Origin of the sequence: Massilia aquatica, assembly GCF_011682045.1 — a bacterium.
Taxonomy (GTDB): Bacteria; Pseudomonadota; Gammaproteobacteria; order Burkholderiales; family Burkholderiaceae_D; genus Telluria_A; species Telluria_A aquatica.
Genome location: NZ_VVIW01000004.1, coordinates 198,829 through 220,374 on the forward strand (window position 1 = coordinate 198,829; position 21,546 = coordinate 220,374).

20 protein-coding genes are annotated in these 21,546 nt (G+C 63.0%); 5 read left to right on the forward strand and 15 right to left on the reverse strand.

Translation table 11 applies throughout. The features are described from left to right. Positions 1-20 precede the first annotated feature (20 nt). From F1609_RS09445 to F1609_RS09465, 5 genes are read right to left on the reverse strand one after another with little or no spacing between them, the layout of a single operon-like run. Positions 21-2,228 (reverse strand): type IV pilus secretin PilQ, encoded by a 2,208-nt coding sequence (locus F1609_RS09445; protein ID WP_370661609.1) that lies wholly within the window; start codon positions 2,226-2,228, stop codon positions 21-23. Next, positions 2,225-2,764: a pilus assembly protein PilP gene (locus tag F1609_RS09450; RefSeq protein ID WP_167076218.1), complete on the reverse strand. Its 540-nt coding sequence runs from the start codon at positions 2,762-2,764 to the stop codon at positions 2,225-2,227. Before F1609_RS09450 ends, F1609_RS09445 begins: the two co-directional genes overlap by 4 nt. Next, complete coding sequence (locus F1609_RS09455; protein WP_167076219.1) at positions 2,761-3,438, reverse strand: type IV pilus inner membrane component PilO; 678 nt, start codon at positions 3,436-3,438, stop codon at positions 2,761-2,763. Before F1609_RS09455 ends, F1609_RS09450 begins: the two co-directional genes overlap by 4 nt. Positions 3,439-3,456: 18 nt before the next feature. Continuing rightward, positions 3,457-4,107, reverse strand: coding sequence for a PilN domain-containing protein (locus F1609_RS09460; RefSeq protein ID WP_167076220.1), 651 nt, complete (start codon positions 4,105-4,107; stop codon positions 3,457-3,459). Next, a complete protein-coding gene (locus tag F1609_RS09465; RefSeq protein WP_167076421.1) occupies positions 4,107-5,180 on the reverse strand; it encodes a pilus assembly protein PilM in 1,074 nt (357 codons plus the stop codon). The genes F1609_RS09460 and F1609_RS09465 overlap by 1 nt, the downstream gene beginning before the upstream one ends. Before the next feature lie 356 nt (positions 5,181-5,536). On the opposite strand from F1609_RS09465, the gene F1609_RS09470 reads away from it, so the two are divergent. Beyond that, positions 5,537-7,879 carry a penicillin-binding protein 1A gene (locus F1609_RS09470; protein ID WP_167076221.1) on the forward strand — a complete coding sequence of 781 codons (2,343 nt, stop codon included), beginning with the start codon at positions 5,537-5,539 and terminating at the stop codon, positions 7,877-7,879. A 95-nt stretch (positions 7,880-7,974) separates the two neighbouring features. Here the strand turns inward: F1609_RS09470 and cyaY are convergent, their stop codons facing one another. Beyond that, positions 7,975-8,304, reverse strand: a complete 330-nt coding sequence (gene cyaY, locus F1609_RS09475; RefSeq protein WP_166870807.1) for an iron donor protein CyaY — start codon at positions 8,302-8,304, stop codon at positions 7,975-7,977. Between the two features lie 41 nt (positions 8,305-8,345). Here cyaY and lptM point away from each other — a divergent pair, with 41 nt between their 5' ends. Both lptM and lysA read left to right on the forward strand, forming a co-directional pair. Further along, positions 8,346-8,513 (forward strand): LPS translocon maturation chaperone LptM, encoded by a 168-nt coding sequence (lptM, locus tag F1609_RS09480; protein ID WP_167076065.1) that lies wholly within the window; start codon positions 8,346-8,348, stop codon positions 8,511-8,513. Between the two features lie 18 nt (positions 8,514-8,531). Next, entirely contained in the window at positions 8,532-9,809 is a 1,278-nt protein-coding gene (gene lysA, locus F1609_RS09485) for a diaminopimelate decarboxylase (RefSeq protein ID WP_167076222.1), read from the forward strand. Between the two features lie 13 nt (positions 9,810-9,822). Here lysA and F1609_RS09490 read toward each other — a convergent pair whose 3' ends face one another. The 7 genes from F1609_RS09490 to F1609_RS09520 all read right to left on the reverse strand — a co-directional run bounded on the left by F1609_RS09490 (position 9,823) and on the right by F1609_RS09520 (position 16,461). Further along, the gene (locus tag F1609_RS09490) at positions 9,823-10,050 is read right to left on the reverse strand and encodes a hypothetical protein (RefSeq protein ID WP_167076223.1); all 228 of its coding nucleotides are present in this window, start codon (positions 10,048-10,050) and stop codon (positions 9,823-9,825) included. Beyond that, positions 10,014-10,613 carry an Rpn family recombination-promoting nuclease/putative transposase gene (locus F1609_RS09495; RefSeq protein ID WP_167076224.1) on the reverse strand — a complete coding sequence of 200 codons (600 nt, stop codon included), beginning with the start codon at positions 10,611-10,613 and terminating at the stop codon, positions 10,014-10,016. The genes F1609_RS09490 and F1609_RS09495 overlap by 37 nt, the downstream gene beginning before the upstream one ends. Positions 10,614-10,655: 42 nt before the next feature. Next, positions 10,656-11,273 carry a protein-methionine-sulfoxide reductase heme-binding subunit MsrQ gene (gene msrQ / locus F1609_RS09500; protein WP_167076225.1) on the reverse strand — a complete coding sequence of 206 codons (618 nt, stop codon included), beginning with the start codon at positions 11,271-11,273 and terminating at the stop codon, positions 10,656-10,658. Positions 11,274-11,277: 4 nt separating this feature from the next. Then, entirely contained in the window at positions 11,278-12,255 is a 978-nt protein-coding gene (msrP, locus tag F1609_RS09505; RefSeq protein ID WP_167076226.1) for a protein-methionine-sulfoxide reductase catalytic subunit MsrP, read from the reverse strand. Positions 12,256-12,331: 76 nt separating this feature from the next. Then, complete coding sequence (gene ccsB, locus F1609_RS09510) at positions 12,332-13,504, reverse strand: c-type cytochrome biogenesis protein CcsB (RefSeq protein ID WP_370661610.1); 1,173 nt, start codon at positions 13,502-13,504, stop codon at positions 12,332-12,334. 35 nt (positions 13,505-13,539) lie between these two features. Continuing rightward, positions 13,540-15,642, reverse strand: coding sequence for a cytochrome c biogenesis protein ResB (locus F1609_RS09515; protein ID WP_167076228.1), 2,103 nt, complete (start codon positions 15,640-15,642; stop codon positions 13,540-13,542). A gap of 141 nt (positions 15,643-15,783) precedes the next feature. After that, positions 15,784-16,461: a c-type cytochrome gene (locus tag F1609_RS09520; protein ID WP_167076229.1), complete on the reverse strand. Its 678-nt coding sequence runs from the start codon at positions 16,459-16,461 to the stop codon at positions 15,784-15,786. Positions 16,462-16,659: 198 nt separating this feature from the next. Here F1609_RS09520 and yihA point away from each other — a divergent pair, with 198 nt between their 5' ends. Next, on the forward strand, positions 16,660-17,382 hold the full coding sequence (gene yihA, locus F1609_RS09525) for a ribosome biogenesis GTP-binding protein YihA/YsxC (RefSeq protein ID WP_167076230.1): 723 nt from the start codon (positions 16,660-16,662) through the stop codon (positions 17,380-17,382). 33 nt (positions 17,383-17,415) lie between these two features. Next, a complete protein-coding gene (hemB, locus tag F1609_RS09530; RefSeq protein ID WP_167076231.1) occupies positions 17,416-18,426 on the forward strand; it encodes a porphobilinogen synthase in 1,011 nt (336 codons plus the stop codon). A 122-nt stretch (positions 18,427-18,548) separates the two neighbouring features. Here the strand turns inward: hemB and F1609_RS09535 are convergent, their stop codons facing one another. Together F1609_RS09535 and F1609_RS09540 are read right to left on the reverse strand one after the other, a co-directional pair. Further along, entirely contained in the window at positions 18,549-19,463 is a 915-nt protein-coding gene (locus F1609_RS09535; protein ID WP_167076232.1) for a hypothetical protein, read from the reverse strand. A gap of 175 nt (positions 19,464-19,638) precedes the next feature. Continuing rightward, positions 19,639-21,546, reverse strand: coding sequence for an FAD/NAD(P)-binding protein (locus F1609_RS09540; RefSeq protein WP_167076233.1), 1,908 nt, complete (start codon positions 21,544-21,546; stop codon positions 19,639-19,641).

Here is a 21,546-nt window from a genome sequence, read left to right on the forward strand (position 1 = left end):
TGATTAAATGTATTCGGGTGTTAGCGCGTCGACAGGCGATCTGCGACGATTTTCGGGGTGATGAAGACCAGCAGTTCGGTCTTGGTACTCTGGCGCGAGGTCGACTTGAACAGATTGCCGAGCACCGGCAGGTCGCCCAGCAGCGGCACCTTGGTCACGTTATTGGTTTCGGATTGCTGGTAAATTCCGCCCAGCACGACCGTACCACCGTTTTCGACCATCACCTTGGTTTGGACGTGCTGGGTGTTGATCGCAAAGCCAGCGCGCGTTTCATCGCCCTTGGTATCCTTGTTGACGTTCACTTCCAGCACGACGTTGCCGTCAGGCGTAATCTGCGGGGTCACTTCGAGGCGCAGATTGGCTTTTTTCCACTCGATCGAGGTGGCGCCGCTGCTGGTGGCTTTTTCGTACGGCAGTTCGATACCCTGTTCGATCACGGCCACGTTCTTGTCTTCGGTAACCACGCGCGGGCTGGAGATGACCTTGCCCTTGCCGTCCGCTTCCAGCGCCGACAGTTCCAGGTTCAGGAAGCGGTTGGAGGCGGCCGAGAACAGGCTGGCGGCCAGCGAAGCGGCCGGGTTGCCGGCGATGTTGGCCGCAGGCAGGTTCAGCATGGTGGTATTGGTGTAGCCATCGCCCTTGTCCGGGGTCTGGCCGGTAACCTGGCCGATGCCGACCAGGTTGCCGCCGATGGCAACCCGTTCGTTGCCGCGGTAAGCGTAGCCCGAATCGCCGCCACGCAGGGTGCGCAGGTCGGCAAAGCCGATCTTGGCGCCCAGGTTGCGGGAAAAGCCGTCATTGGCTTCGACCAGGCGCGCTTCGATCAGTACCTGCTTCGAGGCGACGTCGGTTTTCTGGATCAGCTTGCGCAAGTCTTCCAGCTTCGAGGAGATGTCGGTAATGAACAGCTGGTTGGTGCGCGGATCGATCACGGCGCTGCCGCGTTTCGACAGGACGCGCGAACGGTTGCTGTCGCCGTCGTCCTTCTGTGAACCGTCCGGGTTGATGCCGAACACGGTGCGGAAGGCTTCGGCTTTCTGGTAGTTCAGCTGGAAGATTTCCGACTTGAGCGGCTCGAGATCGGCGATCTGGGCGCGCTGTTCGAGTTCCAGCTTTTCCTTGGTCAGCAGTTCATCCTTGGGAGCGATCCACAGGACCGAGCCGTTCTTGCGCATGTCCAGGCCCTTGGCCTGCAGCACCACGTCGAGCGCCTGGTCCCATGGCACTTCTTTCAGGCGCAGGGTCAGGTTGCCGCTGACCGAATCGCTGGTGATGATGTTCAGGCCCGAGATGTCGGCGATCGCCTGCAGCGCGGCGCGCACTTCCACGTTCTGGAAGTTGAACGAGATTTTCTCGCCGCGGTAACCCTGGGTGCCCTGGGTCAGCTTGTTGGCGTCTTCCTTGATCGGCTTGACGTCGATTACCAGCTGGGTATCACTCTGGTACACGGTCTGTTCCCACAGGCCGCGCGCTTCGACTGTCATGCGCACGTTGTCGCCCTGGGTCACGGTGGTGATCTGCGACACCGGGGTGCCGAAATCGGTCACGTCCAGGCGCCGGCGCAAGGTTTCCGGCAAGCCGGTCTTCATGAAATCGACCACCACGGTGTTGCCAACCTGGCGTACATCGACCGCGACCTGGCTGTTCGGCAGGTCGACCACGACCCGGCCTTCGCCGTTGGCGCCGCGGCGGAAATCGAGGTCGCGCAAGACCTGGCGCTTGGCGCCCTGCGGCACCGGCAGCGGTGCCGAGGAGGACGAGACGCCGTTCAGGACCGGCTGGCCGGCGCTGTCGACGGCCTGGGCCACGCCGCCGGAACCGTCGATGGTGACGATGATCGACTTGCCATCGATAGCGGTGGCGTAGTTCAGCGGACGCTTCAGGTTCAGCACCAGGCGCGTGCGGGCGCCGGCCTGGACCACGTTAATGCCGCGCACGTCGGCCAGGTTCACGTCCTGGGCGGTCTTGCCGGTGGCATTGACGGTGGCGCCGAAATCGAGGGCGATGCGGGTCGGATTGGTGATCGAAAAACCGATCGGCAGCTTGGTCGGGGCGTTTTTCATCGCCACGTTCACCACCACGTTCGAGCCCTGCTGGTTAGCCGTGATCGATTCGATCGCGTTGTCTTGGGCCAGGGCGCTATTGGCGCCGAAGGCCAGAGCCAATAATGCGCCCATGCGGATCACCGTGCCCATCAGCGCGGTGCCATTCATTCTCAGTGCGATCATTTCTTCTCCTTACTTTCCTGCAACTCTAGCTTGGTGGGACGTTCGATCCATTCGCCACCGGCATCCTGGACCGTTTCCTTGATACTGATTGCTTCATCGCTCACGCCGGTGATGATGCCGAAATTCTGGCCCACCCGGTCGCCTGGCTTGACGTGGTACATGGTCTTGTCGATCTGTACCAGCGCATACATGACGCCTTTCGATTTCATGCTGCCCACCATCGACATGGTGTCGAGCGGGAACGCCTCGAGGACTTCCTTGGGCCGGCTGTCGTCCGGCTTGAGCGGATTGTTCGCGCCCGAGGTGCGGGCCAGCTCGGCCAGCAGCTTGTTCGGGTCGTAAGGATCGATCTGGCCCACGCTGCTGTAGGCAAACGGCACGAAGGTGGTCGGTTCGGTCAGCGGCGGCACGTCGACCTTGGTTTCCTTCCTGGTCTGCTCCATCCACTGGTTCACTTCCTGGACGTCGCTGTCGCCGCAGCCGGCCAGCAGGACGGCGCCGGTCAGCAGCGCGAGGCAATTGCGTTTGGCGCTCATTTGGCACCCCCTTTGCTCTTGGCCAGCTTGTCGCGGTCGGCGCGCACCTTGCGCTGGGCATTGGCTTCTTCGGGATCGAGGTAGCGGAAGGTCTTGGCGACCGCTTCGAGCACCAGGCCGCCATCCTTGTTGGTCGTCAGCGACATATTGTTGAGCGTAACGATGCGCGGCAGGTTGGCCATGTCGCTGGCGAAGGCGCCGATGTCGTGGTACGTCCCGGCCACCCGGATATCGATCGGCAGTTCGGCGTAGTAATCGCGCACCACCACCTGGCCCGGCTTGAACAGGTCGAACGACAGGCCGCGGCCGACGCCGGCCTGGTTGATGTCCGACAGCAGGGCCGCCATTTCGGCCTTGCTCGGCAATTGCTTTTGCAGGCGCTCGACGTACTGGTCGACCTGGGCTTTCTGGGCGATCAGGGCGTCGAGGTTGATGGCCTGGGCCACCTTGGTCTTGTACTCGGCCTGCAAGGTCAGTTCCTTGGCCGCCAGCGCGTCGTATTCCTCGAACTGGGTGCTCCAGTAGAGGAAGTGGCCGCCGGTGATGACGGCCGCCATGACGGCGATGCCGCACAGGATGCGCGGCGCGATCGGCCACTGTCCCGGCGGGCGATCGCCCAGGTTCTGGAACTGGGAGCTGAGCGAGCCACCCAGCGATTTGAAGTCTTTAGTCATTCTTTCAATCCGATCTGGCTAGGGGGCCGCTTTCGCGGGAGCCGGTGAGCCGGCAGCGGCAGCAGCGCGGGCAGCCGGTTTCTGGCCTGGCTTGAGCGCTTCATCCTTCTCGCGCTGGCGCTTGATGAACAGGTTCAGCGTGAATTCGACGACCTTCTTGCCGGATTTACTCTGCGCCAGCAGCGCGGCGCGCACCTCGGTCAGGTCGGGACGTTCGAGCCATGGCGAATTGCCGGCGATATTGCGCAGCAATTCGGCGACCCGTTCCTGCGACTGGGCGAAGCCGCCCACGGTGACCCGCTGGCCTTCCTGCTTGAAGGACTTGAGGTACACCCCTTGCGGGGTCTGGCGGACCAGTTCGTCGAGCAGGTAGACCGGCTGGTTGCGCTCGCCCTGCAAGTCTTCGACCGCCTGCTGGCGTGCCTTGAGCGCTTCGATTTCCTGTTTCAGGTTGGCGATTTCGACGATCTTCTTGTCGAGTTCGACGATGGCCGCGGTAAATACGCCGTTGCGTTCTTCCTGGATCGAGATGCGGCGCGCGTTGTAACCGCCGACGGCGATCACGACCAGCACGCCGAGCACGGCCGACAAAGCCATCAGGGCCACGAAGGCGCTTTTCTTTTGCTTGCGCTTTTCTTCCCGGTGGGGAAGCAGGTTAATTTTAATCATCAGCCAAACCTCCGCAGTGCCAGCCCGCAGGCGACAAGATAGGCGGGAGCCTCGCTGCGCAGCTGCTGCTCGCGCACGGACGGGCCCAGCGACATGCCCTTGAAGGGCGATACCACGGCGCTGGAAATCTTGGTGCGGCTGGCCACGATGTCGAGCAGGCCGGGAATGAGCGCGCAGCCGCCGGCCAGGAACAGCTGGTCGATCCGGGTGTAGGGCGTGGAGGTGTAGAAGAACTGGATCGCGCGGGTCACTTCGAGGGCCGCGTTTTCCAGGAACGGGGCGAGCAGGTCGGCCTGGAAGTTGTCGGGCAGGTCGCCCGCTTTCTTCTTGGCGTCGGCTTCGTCGAAGGACAGGCCGTACGAACGCACGATATCCTGGGTCAGCTGGTTGCCGCCGAAGGGTTGCTCGCGCTCATAGATGGTCTCGCCGTTGAGCATCACCGAAATATGCGTGACCTGGGCGCCGATCTGGAACAGCGCCACGATCTGGCCTTCGGAACCCTTCATCTGGGACGTCACGCGTTCGAGCGCGGCGCGGGCGGCGTACGATTCGATGTCCATCACCACCGCGGTCAGGCCGGCCGCTTCGGCGATCGCCACGCGGTCCTCGACCTTTTCCTTGCGCGAGGCGGCCAGCATGACGTCGATGTCGTCGACCGAATTGGCGGCCGGTCCGATCACGTCGAAGTCGAGGCTGACCTCGTCGAGCGCGAAGGGGATATACTGGCTTGCTTCAGACTCGACCTGGACCTCGAGCTGGTCTTCGGACATGCCGGCCGGCAGGATGATCTTTTTGGTGATCACCGAGGCCGGCGGCATGCCGAGCGCGACCAGCTTGACGCGGGTGCCGCTCTTCTTCCAGACCCGGCGTACCGCCTCCGAGACCTGCTCGATATTTTCGATGTTACCGTCGACGACCGCGCCGCGCGGGAACGGTTCGGACGCATAGCGTTCGAGGCGCAGCTCGTTTTTGCCGACCACGACCAGCTCCACCAGGCGCACGCCCGACGTGCTGATGTCCAGGCCGAGCAAAGGCGGGCTGGATTGACCGAACAAGGAACCTAAATTGACCATCAAGACCGTACTCCCTTACCTACCTAAAATCACTCAATGCTTACGCTGCAAAACGGGCCTTGCAGAACCAAAAATGACGTGCCCGACGCGGGAAATTTGTTACGAAACCGCCATTTAGCATCTATAACAGAAGGCAGTACATTAAATCGTAGCAATAAGCGTGATCCCATGTAAAGGTATTTCTGTTTTGAAATTTTATGCCGGTGGGCTGGAATACGACACTCTGTGAACTGGTCGTCATCACAGTTGTCGGAGGGGTACAAATGTTCCTAAAGGCAAGTACTCGGCGGGCTGCCGCAGGCAGTGGCGGTGCATTATAATGAGGGGCACCCATAAAAGCGAAAGATTCGACCCGCATGAGCCCTTCCAAAACGGACGCCAGCAACACCTCCCCCGCGCGCAAGCGCTCGCCCAAGCGACTGTTGTTAATTGTCCTCGGCAGCCTGGTCGGCACGGCCCTGGTGGGCTTGCTGATCGTGGTCTTCGCGCTGGCCATGGCGTACCCGAATCTGCCGCAGCTCGACACCCTGACCGACTACCGTCCGAAGATGCCTTTGCGGATTTTTTCGGCCGATAATGTGCTCATCGGCGAGTTCGGCGAAGAGCGCCGCAACCTGGTGCACATCAAGGACATTCCCGAGGTCATGAAAAAGGCGGTGCTGGCGATCGAAGACGACCGGTTCTACCAGCACGGCGGGGTCGACTACACCGGCATCCTGCGCGCGGCCTGGCACAACGCCACCGGCGGCGCCAAGCAGGGCGCCTCGACCATCACCCAGCAGGTGGCGCGCAATTTCTTCCTGTCCAGCGAGCAGACGCTCAAGCGCAAGGCCTATGAAGTGCTGCTGGCCTGGAAGATCGAGCAAAGCCTGACCAAGGACCAGATCCTCGAGGTCTACATGAACCAGATCTACCTGGGCCAGCGCGCCTACGGTTTCGCCTCGGCCGCCCAGATCTACTTCGGCAAGAACCTGAAAGACATCACCGTGGCCGAAGCGGCCATGCTGGCCGGCCTGCCCAAGGCGCCGTCGGCCTACAACCCGGTGGTCAATCCGAAACGCGCGCGCACGCGCCAGCAGTACATCCTGCAGCGCATGCACATGCTGGGCTACATCACCCCGGCCCAGTTCGAAACGGCCAAGGCCGAGAACTTGCGCATCAAGTCCGACAGCAGCGAATTCGGGGTGCACGCCGAATACGTGGCCGAAATGGCACGCCAGCTGGTGTACGAGCAATTCAAGGAAGAAACCTACACGCGCGGCCTGAACGTGTTTACCACCGTCACCAAGGCCGACCAGGATGCGGCTTACCTGGCCCTGCGGCGCGGCGTGATGGACTACGAAAAGCGCCATCCGTACCGCGGTCCGGAAGCGTATATCGACATTCCCAAGTCCAAGGAAGAAGCCGACGAAGCGATCGAAAACGAACTGGCCGAGCATCCCGACAGCGACGACATCATCGCCGCCATGGTGCTGGAAGCGACGCCCACCGGCATCACGGCGGTGACCGCCTCGGGCGAGGAAGTCAAGGTCAGCGGTCCGGGCCTGGCATTCGCCCAGGGCTGGTTATCGAGCAAGGCCGCAGCCAACCGCCGGGTCAAGCGCGGCGCCGTGATCCGCATCAGCCAGGATGGCGGGACCGCCTGGTCGGTCACCCAGATGCCGCAGATCGAATCGGCGTTCGTGGCGGCCGACACCACCGATGGCGCGATCCGCGCGCTGGTGGGCGGCTTCGACTACAACCGCAACAAGTTCAACCATGTCACGCAAGCCTGGCGCCAGCCCGGCTCCTCGTTCAAGCCCTTCATCTACTCGGCCTCGCTCGAGCGCGGCCTGTCGCCGGCCACCATCATCAACGACGCCCCGATCTCGTTCGACGCCGGCCAGACCGGCGGCCAGGCCTGGGAGCCGAAGAACTACGACAGCAAGTACGAAGGGCCGATGACCATGCGGCGCGGGCTGACCAAGTCGAAGAACATGATCTCGATCCGCATCCTCAACAAGATCGGCGCCAAGTACGGCCAGGAATACGCAACCCGCTTCGGCTTCGAGGCCGACAAGAACCCGCCCTACCTGACCCTGGCGCTCGGTTCCGGCTCGACCACGCCGCTGCAGCTGGCCGGCGCCTATGCGGTGTTCGCCAACGGCGGTTTCCGGGTCAGTCCCTACCTGATTTCCAAGGTTACCGACAGCAACGGCAAGATCCTGTCGCAAGCCACGCCGGACAAGGCCGGCAATGAGGAAAACCGGGTGATCGATGCGCGCAATGCCTTCCTGGTCGACAGCATGCTCAAGGACGTGGTGCGCTACGGCACCGCCACCAAGGCGCTGGCGCTCAAGCGCACCGATGTGTCGGGTAAAACCGGCACCACCAACGATTCAATCGATGCCTGGTTCGCCGGCTACACGCCGAAGCTGGTGGGGATCGCCTGGATCGGCTACGACCAGCCGAAGAACCTGGGCAACAAGGAAACCGGCGGCGGGCTGGCCCTGCCGATCTGGATCAGCTTCATGCAAAAGGCGCTCAAGGGCGTGCCGAGCGAGGAGCGGGTCGTGCCCGAGGGGCTGGTGATGGCGGGAGACGACTATTACTATGCCGAGAACCCGCCCGGCACGGGAGTGCAGAGCCTCGACATCGGCACGCGCGGCACGGCGGCCGAGGAAAAGGTCAAGGATGCGGTCAAGAACGAACTGTTCTGACGGGGTGTAAAAGCGGACAACCGGGGAAAAATTGGGGTCAGACCCCGGTGTTACCGGTTGGGGTCTGACCCTGGTTTTTCCCCGGTCGTCCGCTTTTACACCAGCGTGACCCTGGCGCCGCCCTGGGCGCTGGCCAGTTCCGACAGCGCGGCGAACAGTTCGCTGCCGTCGCGCGTGTTGATCCAGGCGCCGTCAACCCGCTTGTAATGAAAACCGCCGGACTTGGCCGCCACCCACAGTTCCTGCATCGGCGCCTGGCTGTTGACGATGATCTTGCTGCCGTTGTCGATGAATTCGATCTCCAGCACATTGCCGCTGCGCTTGCATTCGACATCGATGACATCCTCGTCGTTCAGCCGGTCCATCGCTTCTTCGATCGTGTTCAAGGTCGTTTCGGCCAGGTCCAAAAATTCTTTTTCGCTCATGCTACACTCCAAGGTCTGCCAATCAAACCGTGATTCTAATCGTGAAGTCTTCATCCGCGCTCAATATCGGCATCGCCGCCGTGGTCTTTGGCTTGCTGGGAGGCTGCGGCCAGACCGGTCCGCTGTATCTGCCCAAGCCACCGGCCAAGCCTGCCGCACCCGCCGCCGCCCTACCCCCGCCGCCTGCATCCATCCCAGCCGCCCAATAACGCTTCCCATCTAAATCCATGCCGCATTTCTTTCATCTGGACGGCGTCCTGCACGCCGAAAGCACCCCCCTGTCCCGCATCGCCGAGGAGTTCGGCACGCCGACCTATGTGTATTCGAAAGCGGCATTGCTGGAGAACTTCGATGCCTTCGCCGACGCCTGCGCCGGGCGCGATGCGCTGGTCTGCTATGCGATGAAGGCCAATTCGAACCTGGCCATCCTCGACCTGCTGGCGCGCCGCGGCGCCGGTTTCGACATCGTCTCGGGCGGCGAACTGCTGCGCGTGATCGCCGCCGGGGGCGACCCGGCCAAGGTGATCTTTTCGGGCGTCGGCAAGACGGTCGACGAAATGCGCCTGGCGCTGTCGCACGATATCCTGTGCTTTAACGTCGAGTCGATTCCCGAGCTGCACCGCCTGAACGAGGTGGCCGGTGCGATGGGCAAACAGGCGCGCGTGTCGCTGCGCGTCAATCCCAACGTGGACGCCAGGACCCACCCCTACATCGCCACCGGCCTGAAAGCGAACAAGTTCGGCGTCGCTTTCGATGATGCGCTGGCCACCTACCGCACGGCGGCCGCCCTGCCGCACCTGACCCCGGTCGGCATCGATTGCCACATCGGCTCGCAGCTGCTGGACGACGCGCCCCTGCTCGAAGCGCTCGACAAGCTGATCGAACTGGTCGACGCGCTCGGCGCCGAAGGCATCGTGCTCGAGCATCTCGACATGGGCGGCGGCATCGGCATCAACTACGGCGCCGAGGGCGATGCCGCGCCGGTGGCGGTGGCCGACTACCTCGGACGCGTGTTCGCGCGCATCGATGCCTGGCGCGCGGCCAGCCATGGCGGCGCGCCGATCAAAGTGATTTTCGAGCCGGGCCGCGCCATCGTGGGCGACACCGGGGTGCTGCTGACCACCGTCGAGTTTTTAAAACCGGGCGCCGAAAAGAATTTCTGCATTGTCGACGCCGCCATGAACGACCTGATGCGCCCGGCGCTGTACCAGGCCTGGATGGATGTGCAGCAGGTGCGCGCGGGAAGCGCGCCCGCGCTGAGCTACGACGTGGTCGGGCCGGTGTGCGAATCGGGCGACTGGCTGGCGCGCGAGCGCAAGCTGAGCGTGGAACAGGGCGACCTGCTGGCGATCATGCAGGCCGGCGCCTATGGTTTTACGATGTCGTCGAACTACAACACGCGCGGGCGCGCCGCCGAAGTCATGGTCGACGGCGAGAGCGTGCACCTGGTGCGCCGGCGCGAAGCGCCGGCCGAGCTGTTCGCGCTGGAATCGATGCTCAGGTAACGCATATGCAAACTCAGGTGCGGCCTGCCTGGACGGGCGCCGCATCGTCACCGAACAGTGCCGCCAGGGTCGGCGCGCTGATGCTGCGCTCGATCCAGCCTGCAAGTTCCGCTTGCGCGGATTGGTCAATGCGCTGCAAAACCAGGGGCGGCACCTCACCAAACTTGATGCGCAATATGTTCTTGAGCATGCTGCGGAAGGCAATCAGTTCTTCCGCCTTGCCTTCCGCCTTGCCTTCCATCGGGGGAAGCGCGAAAGTTCAATCCGGAACAGCAGCGCCAGCAAATCATCATTAGCGTCGAGCGCAGCCCGGTCCAGGCGCCACTGGTCGATCAGCGCGTAGCGCTGCGATGGCTGCAAGGCCGCCAGCTCGGCGGGCGGCGCCGTCAGCAACTCGGCCAACTCCTTGGGCGCGCTCCAGGCCGGCACGCCGTTGTAGAACACCAGCGGCAGCACTGGCGGCAACAGCAATTCTGGTGACAACTGATGACGTTCGACCAGGTCCTGGCACAGCAAGCCGACGTAGGTCTGCATGCGCAGCGCCATGCAGCGGTCCACGCCGGACTGGAATTCGAGCAGGATGACCACGTCCAGGACATGGTCGCCGACCCGGACCCGCCACACCACATCGCCCTGGCGTGCCGATGGCCGCTCGCTCACGTAGTCCGCATTGACGCGCTCGAAGGCCGACAGGGCGACCCCGTCAAACAGCTTGAAGGCAGTAAAACCGGTGACCAGCTCGCGCACCATTTCCGGGTGCGCGAACAGGGCGCGATAGCCAAGGTCGTGTTGTTGCGTAGTCATGGGGCATTCTAGCCAGCGCCCCTGCCCTGCCTTTGCGCTACCTCAAACGTGCGCGGCAGCCTTCTTGCGGTTCCAGTAAACCCGCAGGCCCAGCAGTAGCGCGACGATGGCGCCGGTAATCAGCGGTTCGGTGAAGTTGTTCTTGCCGGCCTTCATCCACCAGAAATGCAGGATCGCCAGCGGCGCGATCACATAGATGAGCCGGTGCAGCCACTGCCAGCGCTTGCCGCCGAGGCGCTTGATCATGCCGTTGGTGCTGGTTACGGCCAGCGGAATGAGCAGCACGAAGGAAATGAAGCCGACCGTGATGAAGGGCCGTTTGATGACATCCCGGAACATTTCCGTTACATCAAAAAAATGGTCGAACCACAAAAACGTGAGGAAATGCAGGAAGCCGTAGAAAAAGGTGAACAGGCCGGCCATGCGGCGCAGCTTGACCAGCCAGTTCCAGCCACTCAGGCGGCGCAGGGGCGTGATGGCCAGGGTGATGCACAGCAGGTACAGCACCCAGTCGCCTGTGCTACGCGTGATGAATTCGGTCGGTTCGACCAGTTGGTCGCTGACGGCCAGATAGACCATGCGCGCCAGCGGCACCAGCGCCAGCGCGAACAGGACGGCCTTGATCGCCGACAGTTGCTTCGGAGCGGGATTGAACGCCATCGGCTCAAAAGTTCTTTTTGAGGTCGAGTCCGCTGTACAGCGAGCCCACGTCATAGCCGTTGAACATCAGGGTCTTGCGTTTCTTCTGGAAGAAGCCGTCTTCGCCGATGCGGCGCTCGCTGGCCTGCGACCAGCGCGGGTGATCGACCTCGGGATTGACGTTCGAGTAAAACCCATACTCGGACGGGGCCGACACATTCCACGCCGTGCGCGGCTGGTCCTTGACGAAGCGGATCCTGACGATCGACTTGGCCGACTTGAAGCCGTACTTCCAGGGCACCACCAGGCGCACCGGCGCGCCATTCTGGTTCGGCAGGGTCTGCCCGTACATGCCAAGGGTCAGCAAGGTCAGCGGGTGATTGGCTTCATCGATGCGCAAGCCCTCCACATACGGCCAGTTGAGCACGCGGCTGCCCACGCCCGGCATCTGGGCCTTGTCGGCCAGGGTGACGAATTCGACGTATTTGGCGTTGCCGGTCGGCTCGACCTTCTTGATCAGCTCGGACAGCGAATAGCCGACCCAGGGAATTACCATCGACCAGCCTTCCACGCAGCGCAGCCGGTACACGCGCTCTTCCAGGGGCGCCAGCTTGAGCAGGGCGTCGATATCGAGCGTCATCGGTTTCTTGACTTCGCCTTCGATGGTCACCGTCCACGGCCGCGTCTTGAGGGTATGGGCGTTCTGGGCCGGATCGGACTTGTCGAGGCCAAATTCGTAGAAGTTGTTGTAGGTCGAGGCATCCTTGAACGGGGTTTGCTTGTCGAGCGCGGCGTAGGCCGGATTGAGCTTGCTGGCCAGCTTCTGGGCCGGCGCGCCAGCAGCAAAGGCTTCGCGGTTGGCCATTTCCCACAGCGCGCCGCCGGCGACGGCGCCGACCGCCATCTGGGCGATGAAGCGGCGGCGCGATTCGTACACCGCCTGCGGCGTGATTTCGGATGACAACGGCAGGTCGATGCCATTGGGACGACGTTTGATCAGCATGGGCGGCTCCGGCAAGTCAGATAGGGTAGAGCTACCTTACACCAACTTGCCGCGCCGGCGCATTACAGTTTCGTCATTAAAGCTTGCCGTAAGAATGCAGGCCGGACAGGAACATGTTCACGCCCAGGAAGGCGAAGGTGGTCACCAGCAGGCCGATCAGGGCCCACCAGGCCGCCACGCGACCGCGCAGGCCGGTCATCAGGCGCATGTGCAGCCAGGCCGCGTAGTTGAGCCAGACGATCAGGGCCCAGGTTTCCTTCGGATCCCACGACCAGTAGCCGCCCCAGGCTTCGGCGGCCCACAGGGCGCCCAGAATGGTGGCCACGGTGAAGAAGGCGAAACCGACCGAAATCGACTTGTACATGACGTCGTCGAGCACTTCCAGCGATGGCAGGCGGTCTTGCAGGTAGCCGTGCGACTTGATCAGGTAGGCCGAACCGACCATGGCCGCCAGCGCGAAGGTGCCGTAGCCGATGAAGTTGGCCGGCACGTGGATTTTCATCCACCAGCTCTGCAGGGCCGGCACCAGCGGCAAGATGTCGGCGGCGTCGCGCGAGTCGGCGTACCACAGCAGGAAGCTGACGGCGGCGGCGATGACCGGCAGCACGAAGGCGCCCAGCTGGCGCGTGGCGTAGTGTTTCTCGTAGTACAGATAGAACATGGCGGTGATCATCGAGAACAGGACGAACACTTCATACAGGTTCGACACCGGAATGTGGCCGACATCGGGGCCGATCAGGTAGGACTCGTACCAGCGCACCATCATGCCGGTCCAGCCCAGCACTACGGCGGCCCAGCACAGCTTGGAGCCGACCGAGAAGCCGAAATTGGCGCGGCTGGCGAGGCCCACCCAGTAGAACACGGTCGAGAAAAGGAACAGGGCGCTCATCCACAAAATCGCGGACTGGCTCGACAGCATGTATTTCAGGAAAAATTTCTTGTTCGCCATGGCGAGCTCGTGGTCGTACAGCGCGATGGCCAAGAACGACAGCAAGGCCACCAGCGGCATCAGCCAGCGCACCGGTTTCCAGTGCCAGCCGAGCGCGGCGAAGGTGGGCGCGGCCAGCACCAGGATCACCTTTTCGTAAATGTCCATGTAGGCGCCGTAGCGGTTGAGCGCGAACAGCGCCGCCCCCAGCAGCACGGCGGCGAACAGCCAGTCGACCGGGGTCAGCCGCTTGAAGTAGCCGGGCGCCTGCTGGTAAGTCTGCGCTGGTGCGCCTTGCGGTGTATGTGTAGCTTGCATCATGTTCTCCAGTCCTGCTGATACGCTGTCGGCACAGCTTACGCCAACTGCGGCAGCTTGGCTTTCAGATCGTTAAATTCATGCTCGAAATCAAGCGTCTTGCGTTGCGTGCTCATTGCCATCAGGGCGTGCGCGGGACCGCCGGCCTCGCCGTCGCGCACCCAGATCCACAGGCGCCGTTCGCGGATGTAGAACATGGCGAACACGCCCAGCACCAGGAACACGCAGCCGAGGTAGACCACGGCCTTGCCCGGCGAGCGCGTCACCTGCAGCACCGACGCCTTGACTTCGACAAACTCGTCAGGCTGCAGGTAGACCGGGGCGCCGTAGAAGAAACTGTCGGACAGGGCGTTGGTCGCCAGTTGCAGGAAGCGCGCCTGCTTTTCGTCGCCGGCCACCGGCGCCAGCCCCTCTTTTTCGCGCGCGGCCTGCCACAGCTCCCACAGGGTGCCGTTGAGGATCTTCATGAAGATATTCGCGGCCTTTTCCTGCTCCGCGGCGGGAATCTTTTCCAGAAAGCGCGAGACCGCCGCGTAACCGCCCTGCTTGCCGTCGCCGGCGAAGATGTCCAGGCTCTTCGAGGACGACTCCTGCAACTGGCGCGCCAGGGTGGCGGCCGGGGTGTTGCTGGCAGCCGGCATGGCACGGCGCGCATAGCGAACGGCGGCCAGCTCGCGCAGGGCCGGGTCGGCCAGGGCGGCGCGCAGGCGCATCCATTCCTTGACCGTGTGCGCCTCGTCCGAGGGAATGCGCAGGTAGCTGAACGGATCGTTGGGCGAGGCGCGCACGCCGGCCAGGAACACCTGGACCCCGTCGATGGTCACCGGCTGCATGTAATTCTGGTATTCGCGCGCCTGGCCGGTCTTGTCGCGCAGCTTGTATTGCACGCTCGGCCCGACGTTTTTCAGGTTCTTGTTGTCGGCGTTCTTGCCGGCCGAACCGGAATTCTTGTCGAGCTTGGCGGCGAACTGCTCGTTCAGGCTCTGGCCCTTGGTGACCGCGCGCAGGTCCTGGTTGCCGACCGTGTTTTCGACGTTAATCGCGCGAAACGCGCTCCACTCGACCGTGTATTCGTCGGCGCCGCGCTGAAGCGGGGTCGAGGCGTTGACTTCGCCATCCATGGTGAACGAAGCCTGGTCGGTGCCGCTCATCGGGTAGCCGACCAGCTTGAGCTTGCTGCCGCCATCTTCGAAGCTCGACTGGTACACCGCCACGCCCTTGTAGATCAGCGGTTCGTTGACCTTGATGGTGGCCGGGAAAGTCTTGCCGGTTTCATGATCGCGGATCACTACTTCGCTGGCGAACAGCTTGGGCATGCCGGTCGAGTAGAAATCGATATTGAAGCGTTTCAGCTGGATCGTGAACGGCAGCGGCTGCAGCAGCGAACCCTCCGAGCGCGGAATGACCGCGATATCGCTCGACTGGCCTTCGGGAATCAGGGTATTGCCGCGATAGGTCGGATTGGCCAGGCTGAGCCGGTGCTTTTCGGGAATCTCGGAAATCAGGCCGCCGCCGACGAACGGCGTCTTGCCCAGGAACCACTCCTGGAACTGGATCGGGATGTCCGAATCGAGCATGCCGCCGACCAAGATAATGATGATCGAGCTGTGCGCGAAGATGTAGCCGAACTTGTTGGCAGCGCCCTTCTTGGCCGCGACCAGGGTGCCGTTCTCTTTTTCCACGATCTTGGCCGAGTAGCCGGCGTCGACCAGGCGGGCGGCGCTCTGGGCCGCCAGTTCGGCGCGCGAGAGCTGCGCCGTCCACTCGGCCTTGTGGTGGAAATTGCGCAGCGAGGTTTCGCGCACGTTTTCGCGCCAGCTGCGCATGTCCTTGATCATTTTCGGCGCGTTGCGCACGATACACAGGGCGGTCGAGAGGATCAGGAACACCAGAATGAGCAGGAACCACCAGGCCGAATACACGGCGTACAGGCCGAGCTTGTCGAAGACATCGAACCAGAACGGACCGAACTGGTTGACGTAGTTCGGCATCGGCTGGTTTTGCGTGAGCACCGTGCCGATCATCGCGGCAATCGAAATGATGGTCAGCAAGCTGATGGCAAAGCGCATCGACGAGACCAGCTCGACCGCCTCGTCGAGGAAGGGACGGCGCGTGTTTACTACGATTCCGGTGGTGCTCATTCTCTACAGATCCCTATGTGCAGGCTGATTTAACCCGCGAGGATACCAACAAAAAGGGCAGCCCGCTTGCGCCGCCGCCCTTTCGACCTTCCCTGGCAAAACACGCACCGTGCGGCGCGCGCATTGTTGCTATCGTCTTGCTTACTTCAAGCCGGCGATGTAATCGGCGACGGCTTTCATTTCGTCGTCGGACATGCGCTTGGCCAAGGTGGTCATCTGCACGCTGTTCTTGCGCGCGCCGCCCTTGAAGGCTTGCAGCTGGCTGACCGTGTAGTCCTGGTGCTGGCCGGACAGGCGCGGGAATTGCGCCGGCATGCCGTTGCCGTTGGCGCCGTGGCAGCTGGCGCAGGCGGCCACGCCGGTGGCCGGAATGCCGCCGCGGTAGATTTGCTTGCCCAGCAGGACGGTATCCTTGTTCTTGGCCGCGCCCGGTTTCGCGGTTTGCGTGGCCAGATAGGCTGCGATGTTTTTACGCTCATCGTCCGAGAGCATCTTGGCGAAGCCCGTCATGACCGGATTGACCCGGTGCGGCGTTTTGAAATCCATCAATTGCTTGTTCGTGTAGGCTTCGAACTGGGCCGACAGCTTGGGATTGGCGGCGATGGTCGAATTGCCGGCCGCACCGTGGCACGACACGCAGGCAGGCAAGCCGCGCGCGGCGTCGCCGTTGTCGTACAGGGTAGCGCCTTTAGCGGCGTCGGCCTTGGCTGGGGCGGGTGCATGCTCGGCAGCGGACACGAGGCCCGACACGGCAAAGGTAGCCACCAGCAAGGATTTCACAAACGCCGCTCCGGCGGCCGGTAAAAACGCACGATTCATTCAAACACCCTGAGACAAGTCGAAAATTGGTTTTGTTGAAAATTCCCGGTTAAACAGACCCCGGCAATTCGGTTCTAATGTAGTGCAAACGATCTTGTGTGCTCGCCATGGCTTTTGCGTGACAACAATTCGTAACCCCTTATTGTACAATAGCTTTCTCGCGTTATCGCCCCTCTTGTTGCATTTTCTGCCCATCCCATGTCCAAACTCTGGCAAGCCCGCTTCTTTACGACCGTCAACCAACTGCGCGACCTGCCCAATACGCAGGCACCGGAAATCGCCTTCGCCGGGCGTTCCAACGCGGGAAAGTCGACCGCCATTAACATTCTGACAAATCAGAAAGGTCTCGCGTTCGCCTCCAAAACGCCGGGCCGCACCCAGCACATTAATTATTTTTCGATCGGTGGCGCGCACGTCGGGCAACACCGCAAGGATGCCACCATCGTCGAGGAAATCGAGGCGCTGCTGGTCGACTTGCCCGGCTACGGCTACGCCGAAGTGTCCGGTTCGGCCAAGCTGCACTGGCAAAAGTTGCTGGGCGACTACGTCCAGCGCCGCGAACAGCTGGCCGCCCTGGTGCTGATCATGGATTCGCGCCGTCCGTTCACCGAACTGGACGTGCAGATGCTCGAATGGTTCGCCCCGACCGGCAAACCGATCCACTGCATCCTGACCAAGGCCGACAAGCTCAACCGCAACGAATCGACCAATGCCCTGCGCCAGGCGCGCATGATGCTCGAAAGCTATGTCGACGAAGATGGCGAAGGCTTCCCCTTCACGGTGCAACTGTTCTCGGCGCTCAAGCGCGTCGGCATCGACGAAGCCAACGACAAGATCATCGACCTCTTGGGCCTGACCGCGATCGAGACCGATCCGGACACACCGCTGGTCGACCCGGTCGACAGCGACGACGAGGCCTGATTGCCTGATTTTTTGTTCACTCGGAAAAAAACGATGTCTACTCTGCCAGTGCAGTTCCCCGCCACGCGCATGCGCCGCATGCGGCGCGACCCGTTTTCGCGCGCCATGGTGCGCGAAAACACGATCACCTCCTCCGACCTGATTTATCCGGTCTTCATCGTCGACGGCGTCAACCAGCGCCAGCCGATCTCGGCCATGCCGGGGATCGAGCGCCTGTCGGTCGACCTGCTGCTGGACGTGGCCCAGGAATGCGTCGCTCTCGGCATTCCGGTGCTGGCCCTGTTTCCATCGATCGATGCGTCCCTCAAAACGGCGGACGGGATCGAAGCGACCAACCCGGACGGCCTGATTCCGCGCGCCGTGCGCGCCCTGAAAGCGCGGTTCCCGGAACTGGGCGTGCTGACCGACATCGCGCTCGACCCGTACACCAGCCACGGCCAGGATGGCCTGATCGACGAGAACGGCTACGTGCTCAATGACGTCACCACCGCCATGCTGATCCGCCAGGCCCTGTGCCATGCCGAGGCCGGCGTGGACGTGGTGGCGCCGTCGGACATGATGGACGGGCGCATCGGCGCCTTGCGCGGCGCGTTCGAAGAGCAGGGTTACATCCACACCCGCATCATGGCGTATTCGGCCAAGTATGCGTCGGCGTTCTATGGTCCGTTCCGCGAGGCGGTCAGCTCGGCGGCGTCGCTCGGCAAAAGCGACAAGTTCACCTACCAGATGGACCCGGCCAACGGCAATGAAGCGCTGCGCGAAGTGGCGCTCGATATCGCCGAAGGCGCCGACATGGTCATGGTCAAGCCGGGCATGCCTTACCTGGACATCGTGCGCCGCGTGAAGGACGAGTTCAAGGTGCCGACCTTTGCCTACCAGGTCAGCGGCGAGTACGCGATGATCAAGGCGGCCGTGCAGAACGGCTGGCTCGACCACGACAAGGTGATGATGGAAGCGATGATGGCGTTCAAGCGCGCCGGCGCCGATGGCGTGCTGACCTACTTTGCGCTCGATATTGCGCGCCTGCTCAAGGCACGCGCCTGAATCGTTGCAAAACCGGCGGCCGGCGAACCGGGGACAGACCCCGGTTTTGCAAGTTCATGCAGCATAGGAGTGACCAAAAATCGGGTTCTCGCCTGCGCGGGAACGACGGTGTATGCTCGCAGTCAGCGCCCGCGCCGGTTTTCCGGAAACATTTCCTTCTGTAAGAAATCGGCCAGTTCCGCCGTATCCTCCACCCGCGCGCTCAGCTTCACCACGCGCTGCAGGCGGTGCGAATCCCATTCGAAGTCGCCGGTCTTTTCCTTGCGGATAATCTCGATCATCTTCTTGATCACGGCCGTCTCGAGATCGCGCTCGTTGCCGATCTCGACGGTGACTTCCTGCAGCCAGCGCCGCTTGAAGCTCGGATTCCAGCCGCGGAACTTGACGGTGGCCGTCATCGCATTCTTTTTCACTTCGAACACGCCGCCCGTATCGTTGCGGTCGTCGCCCATGCTGCGCCCGTTGGCCGCCGCGATATTCGCCTTGGCGATGCGCATGCCGCGCTCGGCCGCGCTTTCCTCGGCCGGCTGCTCGCTCTCGGTCTGCCCGCGCGCGCGCCGGCGCGCTTCGATCGCGGCCGCCATGTCCGTCTCGGGCGCCACTGCGGTCGGGCGCACCGGCTTGGGCGGCTCGGGAACGTCGGCTTCCTTTTGCGGTTTTTCATTCGGGATGGTGATGGTGTCCGGCAAACGCCGCACCCTGGCCACGGTCGGCGGCTTGGGCCGCGCCTGGGTGGTCGGCTTTTGTGTCGTCTTCGGCTGTTGCTTCGGCTGCACTTTCGGCACCGGCTTGTTCTCGGGCAGCGGCGTGACGTAGGTAATTTCCCCGCCCGAATTCGGCGGCGGCGCCTTTTTCTCTTCCTGCGGCTTTAACACCCACAGCAATACCAGCAGCACATGCAAGGCGACCGTGACGGCCACGCCGACCGAGTTGAAGCGCTTGACTTCGTAACTGGGCACCGCGACACCGGGCAAAGGCTGGCCGCAATGCTCGCAGTAGCCGCTGTTTTCGGTCGAATGGTGGGAATGGTCGCGCAAAATGTAAACAACTTTCCAGGGGACGGCGCCAGCAAAAAGGGGCTCAGGAGCCGAAGTCTAACCGTTTTGTGGTTTTTGCGCATTGGCAAGCTCACCCTGTGCAGCTTACAAGATGAGTGTCTTGATGGTTGTTACTATATGTATCAGCGCTGCAACAATAGGGCCGCCCCCGGCCTCAGGTGGTAACCCGCTCGGCGCGGGCAAACACGCGCGGACGCACCTGGCGCCGGGCACTGTCGCGTTCGGCCAGTTGCGCGAACAGCTCGCGCACGCAGCGTTCGGCGTCGAGCACCTGGCGCGAATGCATGTGCGGGCGCGGCAAGGCGTGCGTGTAGTAATGCGGCCCTTCCACCAGGAAGCCGAGCGCCCACAGGTTGGCCACCGGACGCGCCGCGCTGTCGAGCGGATGGTTGGCCTGGTCGATGTCCACCCCGCCCGGATGGAAGGTGCCATTGTAATAAGGGCGGATGGTGCCGCGCTTGAGCAGGTTGCGGATCAAGGGGCTGTCATCGGTCTCGGGCGAGAACACATCGAGCCGCGCCACGATCAGCGCGTCCACATGCTGGATCGCCGCGCCCGAGGCAAAGCGCGTGTGCAGGGCGAACTGGGAGCGGTCTTCGTCGATGCGCACGGCCGCGTTGGGACCGGCGGCCACGCTCAGCACCCCGGCTTCGAGCAGCGCCAGCAATTGTTCGTTACGCTGGCTCGGCGGGCCGAAGGTGACCCGGTTGATCGCCGGATTGTAGACGCTGAGGAACTTGCGGTGCGAGGCGGCGGTCAGGCCGCCATGCTCGATCATGTCTTGCAGCACGGTACGGGCGTCGCGCAGCACATCGGCGGCGGCCTTGATCGGGCTGCCCAGGTTGCCCCGGCGCGCTTCCGACAGGTCGTCGGCGATCATGCAGGTGAAAAAGGTGGCGAAGTCTTCCGCCGTGGCAAAGTGGCGCCCCTGCAAGGGGAACAGCATGGCGTCGATGGCCCCACGTTCCTCGGCGCCGAGCTCGTAGTTCAAGGGGTCAAGCAGCGGCGCGCCCTTCGCTTCGGCCAGCGCGCAGCGCCAGGCATAGCCCATTTCCTTTGTCAGCAGCGGCAGCAGTTCGCGGTCGAAGTCGAGCTGGGGGCTGCCGCGCTCGCGCTGGGCTTGCTGGCGCAGGACGCGCAGGGCGTCGCGCGTGAAAAAGCGCGTCTGGTGGCGTCCGTTCAAGCCTTTCTGGTTGATGCCGCGCGCCGCCGCCGGCAGGCATTTGCGCGAAAACAGCAGCAGCTTTGGCTCGCGCCCCGAGGCAATGTAGCGCAGGCCGCTGCCGGACGGCTCGAAATGCCCGCCCCGGCCCACCGTCAGTTGCGAGACCACGTCGTGCGCGGTCAGGCCCAGCCCTTCGATGGCGACCCGGGCGTCGCTGGCGATGCCGACCAGCTTGTCGAGCGGATACACATGGCGGATGAAGGACAGTTTGCCGTTGTAGCGCGCATGGTCCTGGGCAAACTTGTGGCACCAGGCTTCTTCGTCGGTCAGGTTATTGCGGCTGTGGCCAGTGGTCATGAAGACGAAATCGCTGTTCACTGAAAAACCGCTGTCGAGCTCCACCATGAAGCTGCTGTCGGGCATCTGGAACATGTCGATGGCGCGGTGCCGCAGGTGGGTCAGGCTCACGGTCGGCGGCAGCGCCGCGCGGATGGTGTCGTAGGCCCACACCAGGTAGCGCCCCAGCAGGTAGCGCGGCAGGTAGTCGAGCGCGGTGATCGCGGCGCCCTCCTCGTCGCCTGGCTCGACCTGCACGAACTGGTCGCCGAAGCGGCGGTAGCCTTCGGCGTGGGCCCATTCGGTGAGCGAGGGCGTGGCGCACACGGGCGCGAGCTCGACCGCCTCGCGGAAGGGGAAGATCGTGACCTGGCTGGCCACGGTGTTGATCAACAGGTGCTGCGGCTGGCTTGGCGAATGCACGCCCGGACCGCACTCGCCCGGGTCGACCAGGTTCACTTGCAGCGGGGTGTTGTGGGCGCGCGCGAAGGCGGCGATGCGCTCGAGCAGGGACAGGCCGCGCGGGCCCATGCCGATAAGGGTGACGCTGTAACGTTTCAT